This window comes from Pseudomonas sp. NPDC088444, from assembly GCF_044900175.1.
In the GTDB taxonomy this organism is placed as follows: Bacteria; Pseudomonadota; Gammaproteobacteria; order Pseudomonadales; family Pseudomonadaceae; genus Aquipseudomonas.
The window spans coordinates 283,891-296,168 of sequence record NZ_JBJDNK010000007.1 but is presented as its reverse complement, the minus strand read 5'-3'; the positions used below and the strand labels follow the sequence as shown (position 1 = coordinate 296,168).

Genomic DNA, 12,278 nt, shown 5'->3' with positions numbered 1-12,278 from the left:
CATGGACCTTGTCATCGCCCGCCCCGAAGGCCTCTACTGCCCGCCGGGAGATTTCTACATCGATCCCTGGCGACCGGTCGCTCGTTCGGTCATCACCCATGGCCATGGCGACCACGCCCGCACGGGCAATGAACACTATCTGGCGGCCGCCCCCGGCGAAGGCATTCTGCGCGCACGGCTGGGCCAGGACATCAACCTGCAAACCCTCGAATATGGCGAGTCCATCACTCATCACGGCGTGAAGCTCAGCCTGCATCCGGCGGGGCATGTATTGGGCTCGGCGCAGGTGAGGCTGGAGTATCAGGGCGAAGTCTGGGTCGCATCCGGCGATTACAAAGTCGAGCCGGACGGCACCTGCGAACCGTTCGAACCCGTGCGCTGCCACACCTTCATCACCGAATCCACGTTCGGCCTGCCAATCTACCGCTGGCAGCCCCAGAGCGAAATTTTCACTGGCATCAACGACTGGTGGCGCGCTAATGCCGCCGTGGGCAAGGCCAGCGTGCTGTTCGCCTATTCCTTCGGCAAGGCCCAGAGAATTCTGCACGGCATCGATCCGGGTATCGGGCCAATTCTGGTGCACGGCGCCGTTGAGCCGCTGAACCGGGTGTATCGCGAAGCGGGTGTGCGGATCCCCGAGACGCACTACGCCGGGGACTTCAAAAAGACCGACCCGGCTTTGCGTCAGGCGCTGATCATTGCGCCACCCTCTGCGGGAGGCAGCACCTGGATGCGCCGGTTTGGCGAATTCAGCGACGCCTTTGCCAGCGGCTGGATGATGCTGCGCGGCACTCGGCGACGCCGAGGCGTGGATCGCGGTTTTGCGCTTTCCGACCACGCTGACTGGCCCGGCCTGTTATGGGCCATCGAAAACACCGGGGCCGAGCGGGTGATGGTCACCCATGGATCAGTGGCGGTGTTGGTGCGTTACCTGCGTGAGTGGGGTCTGGACGCTCAAGGCTTCACCACAGAATACGGCGATGAGGAAGACGACGCGCCCGCGCCACCAAAAGAGGAGGCCGCGTCGTGAAGGCCTTCGCCGAACTTTACGCCCAACTGGACGCAACCACCTCCAGCAACGCCAAGCTGGCGGCGATGCAGCACTATTTCGCTCATGCCGCGCCGGAAGACGCCGCGTGGGCCGTTTACTTCCTCTCAGGCGGCAGGCCACGTCAATTAGTGCCGACCAAGTTGTTGCGCGAACAGGCACTCAGGCTTTCAGACTTGCCCGAATGGTTGTTCGAAGAGAGCTATCAGGCCGTGGGCGACCTCGCGGAAACCTTATCCCTGTTATTACCGCAGGCTGCGCACAGTTCCGAAGAAGGGCTGGCACGCTGGATGGAAAACCACCTGCTGCCCTTACGGGGTCTTCCGCCCGACGAATTGCTGGAGCGCCTGCCCGCGTTCTGGGCACAACTGGACCGGCAGAGCCTGATGGTCTGCCTGAAACTGATCACCGGCAGTTTTCGCGTTGGTGTGTCGAAGCTGTTGGTCACTCGCGCATTGGCCGCGCTGGCCGGTATCGACAGCAAACGTGTAGCGCAGCGCCTGGTGGGTTACACCGACCTGTCCCATCGACCGACCGCCAACAGTTATCTCAAGCTCATCGCCGAAGAGTCCGAAGACGAGCACGCCCAGCGCGGCGGTCAGCCTTACCCGTTCTTTCTGGCCCATGCGCTTCAGCAGCCCGTCGATGAGTTCGAAACGCTGCTCGGTCCCGCAGACAATTGGCAGGTGGAATGGAAGTGGGACGGCATTCGCGCTCAGGTGGTCAAGCGCGAGGGGCGGTTGTGGGTGTGGTCGCGGGGCGAAGAGCTGGTGACGGATCGTTTTCCCGAGTTGCACAGCCTGGCGCAGAGCTTGCCCGATGGGACGGTCATCGATGGCGAGATTGTCGTGTGGAAAGCGCCGACACCTGCCCCGGAAACACCTGACGCGTTTGAGCTGCTCCCATCCGACGCGTCCACGCCGTCCGTCCAGCCCTTCGCCCTGCTTCAGCAACGGATTGGCCGCAAAACCCTGGGCAAAAAAATCCTTGAAGACGCGCCGGTGGTCATCCTCGCTTATGACTTGCTGGAATGGCGGGGCGAAGACTGGCGCAATCGCCCGCAGCACCAGCGCCGAACGCAACTGGAGCAGGTGATCACCAGCGCAAACAGCCCGGTGTTGATGCCTTCTCCAGTTTTGAGCGGCAAGGATTGGCTCGATTTGAGTCAGCAACGTGAAGCGTCCCGCAGCCTTGGGGTCGAGGGCATGATGCTCAAGGCGCGGGATTCGTTGTATGGCGTGGGCCGCACTAAAGACATGGGCGTGTGGTGGAAATGGAAGATCGACCCCTTCAGCGTCGACGCCGTGCTGATCTATGCCCAACGTGGCCATGGTCGGCGCGCAAGCCTCTACAGCGATTACACCTTCGCCGTGTGGGACGGCCCGCCAGACAGCGCCGAACGCACACTGGTCCCGTTCGCCAAGGCGTATTCGGGATTGACGGATGAAGAGATGCGCAAAGTCGATGCAATCATTCGCAAGACCACGGTAGAGAAATTCGGCCCGGTGAGAAGTGTTACGCCGACCCTGGTGTTCGAGCTGGGTTTTGAAGGCATTGCCCTCTCCAAACGCCATAAAAGCGGGATCGCCGTGCGTTTTCCCAGGATGCTCAGGTGGCGGCAGGACAAACCGGTGGCAGAGGCGGACAGCCTGGCGACGTTGCAGGACTTGCTGGCATGAGCACTGTTTTAGTGCGCAACATCTGCAACGCACTACGCCAATGCCCCCTGTCATAGCACGACCGATTCTTTGGGCGCCGGCTTGCTGGCGAAAGCGGTAGGTCAGTGACGGGTGAGTTGGCTGACCGGCCTCATTCGCCGGCAAGCCGGCTCCCACAAAAACGGCCAATGCCACTGGCAATGAGGATTCAAGTTCGTCACCGCCAACCGTTCAGGTGCTACTAATTCCTCCATACTCAGCCCTTTGTAACCGATTTTTTACGCGCCCTTTTTGGTCGTTTCAGCTAATCTCCCCCTGCCTCCGGCGCCCTAAAAAAAGACAAGAGATGGCCCAAAGTCATCATTGCGACAACTCCGTACATTTAAAACGCACGTTCGTCTCTTTGGTTCGGAAATTGCTATCTTTTTGCGGTCTGGCACCTGCCGGTAGCAAGCCTACGCGTGTTCCCAACGCTCAATTTGGTTTTAAGGACTGAACGATGAAAAAAGCATGGCTGACCCTTTCCGCACTCGCCATCTGCCTGGCCGCTGGCAATGCAATGGCCAAGGAGTACAAGGAGCTGCGTTTCGGCGTCGATCCTTCCTACGCACCATTCGAATCGAAAGCCGCTGACGGCAGCCTGGTCGGCTTCGACATCGATCTGGGCAACGCGATCTGTGCAGAACTGAAGGTCAAGTGCAAATGGGTCGAAAGCGATTTCGACGGCATGATTCCTGGCCTGAAAGCCAACAAATTCGACGGCGTCATCTCGTCGATGACCGTGACCCCGGCGCGCGAGAAAGTCATCGACTTCTCCAGCGAGCTGTTCTCCGGCCCCACCTCGCTGGTTTACAAGAAAGGTTCCGGGCTGAGCGCTGACGTCGCGTCCCTGAAAGGCAAGACCGTCGGTTACGAGCAAGGCACCATCCAGGAAGCCTACGCCAAGGCCGTTCTGGACAAAGCTGGCGTGAAGACCCAGGCCTACGCCAACCAGGACCAGGTTTACGCTGACCTGGTGTCCGGCCGTCTGGACGCTTCCGTACAAGACATGCTGCAAGCCGAACTGGGCTTCCTGAAATCGCCACAAGGCGCGGACTACGAAGTCAGCAAGCCAATCGACGATCCACTGCTGCCATCCAAAACCGCAGTCGGCATCTCGAAAGGTAACAAAGAGCTCAAAGCGCTTTTGGACAAAGGTATCAAAGCGTTACACGATGACGGCAAGTACGCCGAGATCCAGAAGAAGCACTTCGGCGATCTGAATCTGTACAGCGGTAAGTAAGAAAACAAACGCCCGTCGATTTCAGAGGTTCATCCGAATCCCTCCTCTGACTTCCATGGGCGTTTTTATTGACTGTATAGGTTGCACATGTTCGAAACTCTCCTGCAAAACCTGGGACTGTCCGCCTTCAGCCTCAAGGGCTTTGGCCCGCTGCTGATGCAGGGCACCTGGATGACCGTCAAATTGTCGGTAATGTCGCTGCTGCTGGCCATCGTGCTCGGCCTGCTGGGCGCCAGTGCCAAACTCTCCAAGACCGCCTTTCTGCGCGTACCGGCGCAGGTCTACACCACGTTGATCCGTGGCGTACCGGACCTGGTGCTGATGCTGCTGATTTTCTACAGCCTGCAAACCTGGCTGACGACCTTTACCGAAGCGATGGAATGGGACTACATCGAAATCGACCCTTTCGCTGCGGGTGTCATTACGTTGGGCTTCATTTACGGCGCCTATTTCACTGAAACCTTCCGTGGTGCAATTCTCGCCGTGCCTCGCGGACAGGTGGAAGCGGCCACCGCGTACGGCCTGAGCCGCGCCCAGCGTTTCCGCTTCGTGGTGTTCCCGCAGATGATGCGTTTCGCCCTACCCGGCATCGGCAACAACTGGCAGGTGGTGCTCAAGGCCACTGCGCTGGTGTCGATCATCGGCCTGGCCGATCTGGTCAAGGCCTCGCAAGACGCGGGCAAAAGCACCTATCAACTGTTCTATTTCCTGGTGCTCGCCGCATTGATCTATCTGGTCATCACCAGTGTCTCCAACTTTGCCCTGCGCTGGGCTGAACGGCGTTATGCCGCAGGCAGCCGGGAGGCTCAACGATGATCGAACTGCTGCAAGAATACTGGCGCGCCTTCCTTTATACGGACGGCCAGAACATCACCGGCCTGGCCATGACGTTGTGGCTGCTCAGCGCCTCCATCGCCATTGGCTTCATCGTCTCGATCCCGCTGTCCATCGCCCGTGTATCACCGAACCCGATGGTTCGCTGGCCGGTGCAGTTCTACACCTACCTGTTCCGGGGCACGCCGCTCTACATCCAGTTACTGATTTGCTACACCGGGATCTACAGCATCGCCGCCGTGCGCGAGCAACCATTACTCAATGCGTTCTTCCGCGACGCAATGAACTGCACGATCCTGGCCTTCGCCCTCAACACCTGCGCCTACACCACGGAAATCTTTGCCGGTGCGATTCGCAGCATGAACCACGGCGAAGTCGAAGCCGCCAAGGCTTACGGCCTGACTGGCTGGCGCCTGTACACCTACGTGATCATGCCGTCGGCGCTGCGCCGCTCGTTGCCCTACTACAGCAACGAAGTGATCCTGATGCTGCACTCGACCACCGTGGCCTTCACCGCCACCGTGCCGGATATCCTCAAGGTGGCGCGGGATGCGAACTCCGCGACCTTCCTGACGTTCCAGTCGTTTGGCATCGCCGCGCTGATCTACCTGACGGTGACCTTCATTCTGGTGGGCCTGTTCCGACTGGCCGAACGCCGCTGGCTGGCCTTCCTCGGCCCGTCTCACTAGGACTCGTACATGCGACACCTGACCCATGATTTGCTGTCGCCGGTGCCTGGCACCGCGCGGCAGATTCACAGCTTTCATTACGGCCCGAAAAACGGTGCCTGCAAAATCTACATTCAGTCCTCACTGCACGCCGACGAACTGCCGGGCATGCTGGTGTCCTGGTACCTGAAACAGCGTCTGGCCGAGCTTGAAAAGGCCGGTCAGTTGTTGGGCGAAATCGTCGTCGTCCCGGTGGCCAACCCGGCCGGGCTGGAACAGGTCTTGATGGACACGCCGCTGGGCCGCTACGAACTGGAAAGCGGGCAGAACTTCAATCGCCATTTCGTCGACCTCGCACAACAGGTCGGCGATGAGGTGGAGCCGCTGCTGGGCGACGATGCGAAACGCAACACCGGGCTGATCCGCAATAGCCTGCTGGCCGGGCTGAACGCGCGGGTCGCCGCCACGCAACTGGACTCCCAGCGCCTGACCCTGCAACGCCTGGCCTGCGACGCCGACATGGTGCTGGACCTGCATTGTGATTTCGAATCGGTGGAACACCTGTACACCACGCCGGAAGCCTGGTCTCAGGTCGAGCCGCTGTCCCGCTATCTCGGCGCGCAAGCGAGTCTGCTGGCCACCGATTCGGGCGGCCAGTCGTTCGACGAATGCTTCACGTTGGTCTGGTGGCAATTGCAGCAGCGCTTCGAAAAGCGCTTCCCGATTGAACTGGGCAGCTTTTCCGTGACGCTGGAATTGCGCGGCCAAGGCGATGTGAATCACGCCCTCGGCAGCCGCGATTGTCAGGCCATCATCAGCTATCTGATGCAGTACGGCGCGATTGCCGGTGAACCAGCGCCTGCCCCTGAACTGCTTTATCCCGCGACACCGTTGGCAGCGGTCGAACCGGTGGCCACGTCAGTCGGCGGCCTGCTGGTGTTCTGCACACTGCCAGGCGAATACGTCGAGGCGGGGCAACTGATCGCTGAAATCATCGACCCGATCAGCGACGCCGTGACCCCCGTTCACGCGACCAACGCTGGCCTTATGTACGCCCGCTCCTTGCGACGCATGGCTACCGCCGGCATGGTCATCGCCCATGTCGCTGGCGTCGAGCCGTTCCGCAGCGGCTACTTACTTTCTCCTTAAGGAACGCCTCCATGTACAAACTGACCATCGATGGCCTGCACAAAAGCTACGGTGACCACGAAGTCCTCAAAGGCGTGTCGCTCAAGGCCAACGTCGGCGACGTGATCTGCCTGATCGGCGCCAGCGGCTCGGGCAAGAGCACCTTCCTGCGCTGCATCAACTTCCTCGAACAACCCAACGACGGCGCCATGAGCCTGGACGGCCAGCAGATCAAAATGGTCAGCGACGCCACCGGTATGCGCGTCGCCGACCCGGCTGAACTGCAGCGCATCCGCACCCGTCTGGCGATGGTGTTCCAGCACTTCAACCTGTGGAGCCACATGACGGTGCTGGAAAACATCACCATGGCCCCTCGCCGCGTGCTGGGCGTATCGAAAGTCGAAGCCGAAGACCGCGCGCGCAAGTACCTGGAAAAGGTCGGCTTGCCCGCTCGCGTTGCCGACCAGTACCCGGCGTTCCTGTCGGGCGGCCAGCAACAGCGTGTGGCGATTGCCCGAGCGCTGGCGATGGAACCGGAAATCATGCTGTTCGACGAACCGACTTCGGCGCTGGACCCGGAGTTGGTGGGTGAAGTGCTGAAGGTGATTCAAGGCCTGGCCGAAGAGGGCCGCACCATGATTCTGGTGACCCACGAAATGGGCTTTGCTCGCAAAGTGGCGAATCAGGTGGTGTTCCTGCATCAGGGCCAGATCGAAGAAATGGGCCACCCGGATGAAGTGTTGGGCAACCCGAAGAGCGAGCGGTTGAAACAGTTCTTGAGTGGAAACCTGAAATAACCCCCCTTCCGGATTGACGCGTACCCTGTAGCAGTCCGGCTTGCCGGCGGCAGCGATTTCGAAACCGCCACCGCCGGCAAGCCAGACTGCCACAGCTCAGTCAACTGTGATCCAACCAAACTAATTGCTTGCGCCAACGGTCTCTGACTTAAACCCCGTCCGAGACCGCGCATGCCCAAAGCCGCCTCCTTCGCTCAGCGCTGGTTCACCGCCCGTGGCTGGAAGCCTTTTCCCTTTCAAAAAGACGTGTGGGATGCCATCAGCCGAGGCGAGTCCGGTCTGCTGCACGCCAGTACCGGTGCCGGTAAAACTTACGCCGTGTGGTTCGGCGCGCTCAATCGCTTCGCTAAATCAGCCCCCCGCATAGACGATGCAAAGCCACGCAAACGCAAACCTCCTGCCCCGCCACTGAGCGTGCTCTGGATCACCCCCATGCGCGCACTGGCTGCCGACACCGCTCGCGCCTTAGAGGCGCCATTGACGGAGTTGCAGATCCCATGGAGCGTCGGGCTGCGTACCGGCGACACCAGCAGCAGCGAGCGCGCCAGACAAGGCCGCCGGCTCCCCACGGCACTGGTCACCACCCCAGAGAGCCTGACACTGCTTCTGACCCGCGCCGACGCCGAAGCGACGTTCGCGACACTGAACATGATCGTCGTCGACGAGTGGCACGAACTGATTGGCAACAAGCGCGGCGTGCAACTGCAACTGGCAATCGCCCGCCTGCGCAGATGGAATCCGGCATTGATCGTGTGGGGGCTTTCCGCCACGTTGGGCAATCAGGACCATGCTCAGCACGTGTTGCTGGGTGAGTCGGGAACAGCGGTGCAAGGCAAGGTGATCAAGGAACTGATCGTCGACACCCTGATTCCTCAGAGCATCGAGCGCTTCCCGTGGGCGGGGCACATGGGCCTGAAGATGTTGCCGCAAGTGCTCGCTGAAGTGGACAGCAGCGCCAGTTGTCTGCTGTTCACCAACACCCGTGCACAGTCGGAAATCTGGTACCAGGCGCTGCTCGACGCCCGGCCAGACTGGGCAGGATTGATCGCGCTGCATCATGGGTCGCTGTCACGCGAGGTGCGCGACTGGGTCGAACGTGCATTGAAGGAGGGTCATCTGAAAGCGGTGGTGTGCACGTCCAGCCTCGATCTGGGGGTGGATTTTTTGCCCGTTGAACGCGTGTTGCAGATCGGCTCGGCCAAAGGCATCGCTCGCCTGATGCAGCGGGCCGGGCGCTCGGGGCACGCGCCGGGGCGCCCCTCCCGCGTGACGCTGGTGCCCACTCACAGCCTGGAACTGGTGGAAGCCGCAGCGGCTCGCGATGCCGTCGACGCCCGCCTGATCGAACCCAGAGAATCCCCTCACAAACCATTGGATGTACTCGTACAACACCTGGTGAGCATGGCTCTGGGAGGCGGTTTCAAACCTGCCGAACTGCTGGCCGAAGTCCGAACCGCCTGGGCCTATCAGGATCTGACCGACGAGGAATGGCAATGGGCGCTGGCCTTCGTCCGCCATGGCGGGTTATCACTCACGGCGTACCCTGACTATCGTCGAGTCGAGCCTGACGAGCACGGTGTCTGGCGCGTTCCCGATGCTCGTCTGGCCCGACGCCATCGCATGAGCGTCGGCACCATCGTCAGCGACGCCAGCATCAACGTGAAGTATTGGAGCAAGGGTGGTGGCGGTGGCTCGCTTGGCAGCGTCGAAGAGGGTTTTATCGCGCGACTCAAACCCGGCGATGGCTTTTTGTTCAGTGGCCGCTTGCTGGAGCTGGTGCGGGTGGAAAACATGACCGCCTACGTGAAACGGGCCACCAGCAAAAAAGCTGCTGTCCCTCGCTGGAACGGTGGGCGGATGCCCCTCTCCAGCGAACTGGCTGACGCCGTGGTGGCCAAATTCGACGCCGCGGCGCGGGGCGTTTTCGACAGCCCCGAAATGCACACCGTCAGCCCGTTGCTCGACGTGCAACGCCAATGGTCCGCGCTGCCGCGCAAGGACACGTTGCTGGCCGAAGTGCTGAAATCCCGAGAGGGCTGGCACCTGTTTCTCTACCCCTTCGCTGGGCGTCATGTGCATTTGGGGCTGGCCAGCCTGCTGGCTTGGCGCATGAGCCGATACACACCCCTGACGTTCTCCATTGCAGTCAACGACTACGGCTTCGAATTGCTCAGCGCGACTGAAGTGGACTGGTCAAAACACCTTAACAGCGGTCTGTTCAGCGAGCACACCTTGCTCGCCGACATTCTTGCCAGCCTTAACGCCGGTGAACTGGCCTTGCGCCGCTTCCGGGAAATCGCGCGTATTGCCGGGCTGGTGTTTTCTGGCTACCCCGGCGCGCCGAAGAGCAATCGTCAATTGCAGGCTTCCAGTGGTCTGTTCTTCGAGGTCTTCAAGCAATACGACGCAGGTAACCTGTTGCTGACTCAGGCGCAGGAAGAAGTGCTGCGTCAGGAACTGGATCTCGCCAGGCTAGAGCACGCCTTACGGCGTATTAACGAAAGCACCCTGGATCTGCACCTGATCAAACGCCCCACGCCCATGGCCTTTCCCCTGCTGGTCGAGCGCATGCGTGAGAGTTTGAGCACCGAGAAGTTGTCCGACCGCATTGCCCGCATGGTCGGTGATCTTGAGAAAGCAGCAGGCCCAGAGGTTAGTGCATGAGGCCTTATCTGGCGATTGAATTGGCAGGCGTGCAGCTGTGGTTGCTGGCTGAAAAGGCAATCTACTGCCCGAGAGAACGTGCGTTGCTCGTTGCAGACGCTCATTTCGGTAAAGCGGCGGCCTATCGAAAACTGGGCCAACCCGTCCCCCACGGCACGACGGACGACAACCTACGGAGGCTGGATCATTTGCTGACGGCTTATGATTGCCAACACCTCATATTCCTCGGCGATTTCCTGCACGCCCCTGAGTCGCACGCGGCGGGTACGTTGGCGTCTTTGCAAGACTGGCGTGAACGACACCCTGCGCTGACAGTGACACTGATTCGGGGCAATCACGACAAGCGTGCGGGTGATCCGCCCCCGGGTTTGCGCATTCAGGTAGTCCCGGAGCCACTGCTGCTAGGTCCTTTCGCCTTGCAACACGAACCAATCCCACACCCGACGCATCATGTCCTGGCCGGTCATGTGCACCCTGCCTACAGGCTCCTTGGCAAAGGACGACAGCGCTTGCGCCTGCCCTGCTTTCATATTCAGCCCGACATCAGCCTGTTGCCCGCGTTTGGCGCGTTTACAGGGGGGATGAATGTCGAGAAGGACGATCTCAGCCGCATTTATGTTGTGGGAGATGGTGCGGTCTGGCAGGCGCATTGAAACAGCGGCTGAAACGATTGAAACAGGGCATTCAGACAAAAAATCCCTGTCAACGCGTGCGCTGACAGGGATCGCGGGTCATGCTACCGGAGCGGGAGGTGGCTCGTCGGGCAACGTCGGCTCACCGGGTTCTTCAGGCTGAGGGAAATCGTTGGGAGTGTCGGGATTCGGCTGGCCAGGGATGCCACCGGCAACCATGTTAATCAGGTGAGGATGCGCTAACAGCGACCATGCCAGCAACCCGACCTGATTCTGTCCGGGGTCGGTTTCCTTGCTGCTGGTCTTGACTTGTCTCTTCATAGGGCACTCCTGAGCGTTGGTCCCATCCGCATGGTGCGGATGGGAACAGTTCAGTACATAGAGTGCGTTTTTCGAGACAAATTCAGTTGCGATATGACCAACGGTGCTATCAAGTGCGAGGCAGGGTGACGCCGCGCTGGCCCTGGTATTTACCACCACGATCCTTGTAAGACACTTCACATTCTTCGTCGGACTCAAGGAACAGCATCTGCGCGACGCCTTCGTTGGCGTAAATCTTCGCAGGCAGCGTGGTGGTGTTGGAGAACTCCAGGGTCACATGGCCTTCCCATTCCGGTTCCAACGGGGTCACGTTGACGATGATACCGCAACGGGCGTAGGTGCTTTTGCCCAGGCAGATGGTCAGCACGTTACGCGGAATGCGGAAGTACTCGACAGTGCGGGCCAGCGCGAACGAGTTTGGCGGAATGATGCATACGTCGCTTTTGATGTCGACGAAACTGCCCGCGTCGAAGTTCTTCGGATCGACGGTGGCCGAATTGATATTGGTAAACACCTTGAATTCATCGGCACACCGTACGTCGTAGCCGTAGCTGGACACACCGAAGGAAATCAGACGATCGGCGCCTTCGCCACGCATCTGACGCTCCACGAAGGGCTCGATCATGCCGTGCTCTTGCGCCATGCGGCGAATCCACTTGTCCGATTTGATGCTCATGGCGGTGTCCTGAATAGCGAGGTGAAAAAAGATGTCCGGCATCTTACCGGGCATGAGCGTCCGGTTCAAAGACTGCGCACGACGCGGGGTGCGAACCGTCTGTCATCCGCCGAAATAAACGTCGGGGAAGCATTGGCACACCTCTCAAAAAGGTTTATGGTGACGCCACTGTGTTGCTTGTGTCACTGAGAATCTCTACACGATGTTGAATTTCGATCCAACCATCTCGAATTTTCCTGCTCTTTGCACTCAGTCTCGGCCAGGGCTCTTCCTGAGTCGCAGTTAACTTTGTCCAAGGAGACATCCCATGTCCAATCGCCAAACCGGTACCGTTAAGTGGTTCAACGATGAGAAAGGCTTCGGCTTCATCACCCCACAATCCGGTGACGACCTGTTCGTACACTTCAAAGCCATCCAGGCTGACGGCTTCAAAACCCTGAAAGAAGGCCAGCAGGTTTCTTTCGTCGCTACCCGCGGCCAGAAAGGCATGCAAGCTGAAGAAGTACAAGTTATCTAACTTGCGCTTCATCGCTTGAAAGACCCCGCCCTCAAAAGCGGGGTTTTTTTATG

General features: G+C 59.9%; 12 protein-coding genes. 10 read left to right on the top strand and 2 right to left on the bottom strand.

The annotated features are described in order from the left end of the window. The first annotated feature begins 1 nt into the window (after position 1). The 9 genes from ACI2KB_RS16145 (at position 2) to pdeM (ending at position 10,732) form a co-directional block, all read left to right on the top strand. The gene (locus ACI2KB_RS16145; protein ID WP_404636180.1) at positions 2-1,030 is read left to right on the top strand and encodes a ligase-associated DNA damage response exonuclease; all 1,029 of its coding nucleotides are present in this window, start codon (positions 2-4) and stop codon (positions 1,028-1,030) included. After that, entirely contained in the window at positions 1,027-2,727 is a 1,701-nt protein-coding gene (locus ACI2KB_RS16140; protein WP_404636179.1) for an ATP-dependent DNA ligase, read from the top strand. Before ACI2KB_RS16145 ends, ACI2KB_RS16140 begins: the two co-directional genes overlap by 4 nt. Positions 2,728-3,205: 478 nt before the next feature. Further along, entirely contained in the window at positions 3,206-3,988 is a 783-nt protein-coding gene (locus tag ACI2KB_RS16135; RefSeq protein WP_404636178.1) for a transporter substrate-binding domain-containing protein, read from the top strand. Between the two features lie 87 nt (positions 3,989-4,075). Next, positions 4,076-4,804 carry an ABC transporter permease gene (locus ACI2KB_RS16130; protein ID WP_404636177.1) on the top strand — a complete coding sequence of 243 codons (729 nt, stop codon included), beginning with the start codon at positions 4,076-4,078 and terminating at the stop codon, positions 4,802-4,804. Continuing rightward, on the top strand, positions 4,801-5,511 hold the full coding sequence (locus ACI2KB_RS16125; protein WP_404636176.1) for an ABC transporter permease: 711 nt from the start codon (positions 4,801-4,803) through the stop codon (positions 5,509-5,511). The genes ACI2KB_RS16130 and ACI2KB_RS16125 overlap by 4 nt, the downstream gene beginning before the upstream one ends. A gap of 9 nt (positions 5,512-5,520) precedes the next feature. Continuing rightward, entirely contained in the window at positions 5,521-6,639 is a 1,119-nt protein-coding gene (locus ACI2KB_RS16120) for a succinylglutamate desuccinylase/aspartoacylase family protein (protein WP_404636174.1), read from the top strand. An 11-nt stretch (positions 6,640-6,650) separates the two neighbouring features. Then, positions 6,651-7,415, top strand: a complete 765-nt coding sequence (locus tag ACI2KB_RS16115; protein WP_404636172.1) for an ABC transporter ATP-binding protein — start codon at positions 6,651-6,653, stop codon at positions 7,413-7,415. A gap of 171 nt (positions 7,416-7,586) precedes the next feature. After that, the gene (locus tag ACI2KB_RS16110) at positions 7,587-10,079 is read left to right on the top strand and encodes a ligase-associated DNA damage response DEXH box helicase (protein ID WP_404636170.1); all 2,493 of its coding nucleotides are present in this window, start codon (positions 7,587-7,589) and stop codon (positions 10,077-10,079) included. Next, complete coding sequence (gene pdeM / locus ACI2KB_RS16105) at positions 10,076-10,732, top strand: ligase-associated DNA damage response endonuclease PdeM (RefSeq protein ID WP_404636168.1); 657 nt, start codon at positions 10,076-10,078, stop codon at positions 10,730-10,732. Before ACI2KB_RS16110 ends, pdeM begins: the two co-directional genes overlap by 4 nt. A 78-nt stretch (positions 10,733-10,810) precedes the next feature. On the opposite strand, the gene ACI2KB_RS16100 is transcribed toward pdeM, so the two are convergent. Together ACI2KB_RS16100 and dcd are read right to left on the bottom strand one after the other, a co-directional pair. Next, the gene (locus ACI2KB_RS16100; protein ID WP_404636166.1) at positions 10,811-11,032 is read right to left on the bottom strand and encodes a hypothetical protein; all 222 of its coding nucleotides are present in this window, start codon (positions 11,030-11,032) and stop codon (positions 10,811-10,813) included. A gap of 109 nt (positions 11,033-11,141) precedes the next feature. Continuing rightward, positions 11,142-11,708: a dCTP deaminase gene (dcd, locus tag ACI2KB_RS16095; RefSeq protein WP_010445012.1), complete on the bottom strand. Its 567-nt coding sequence runs from the start codon at positions 11,706-11,708 to the stop codon at positions 11,142-11,144. A 307-nt stretch (positions 11,709-12,015) separates the two neighbouring features. On the opposite strand from dcd, the gene ACI2KB_RS16090 reads away from it, so the two are divergent. Continuing rightward, positions 12,016-12,225 (top strand): cold-shock protein, encoded by a 210-nt coding sequence (locus ACI2KB_RS16090; protein ID WP_010445013.1) that lies wholly within the window; start codon positions 12,016-12,018, stop codon positions 12,223-12,225. The last annotated feature ends 53 nt before the right edge of the window (positions 12,226-12,278 follow it).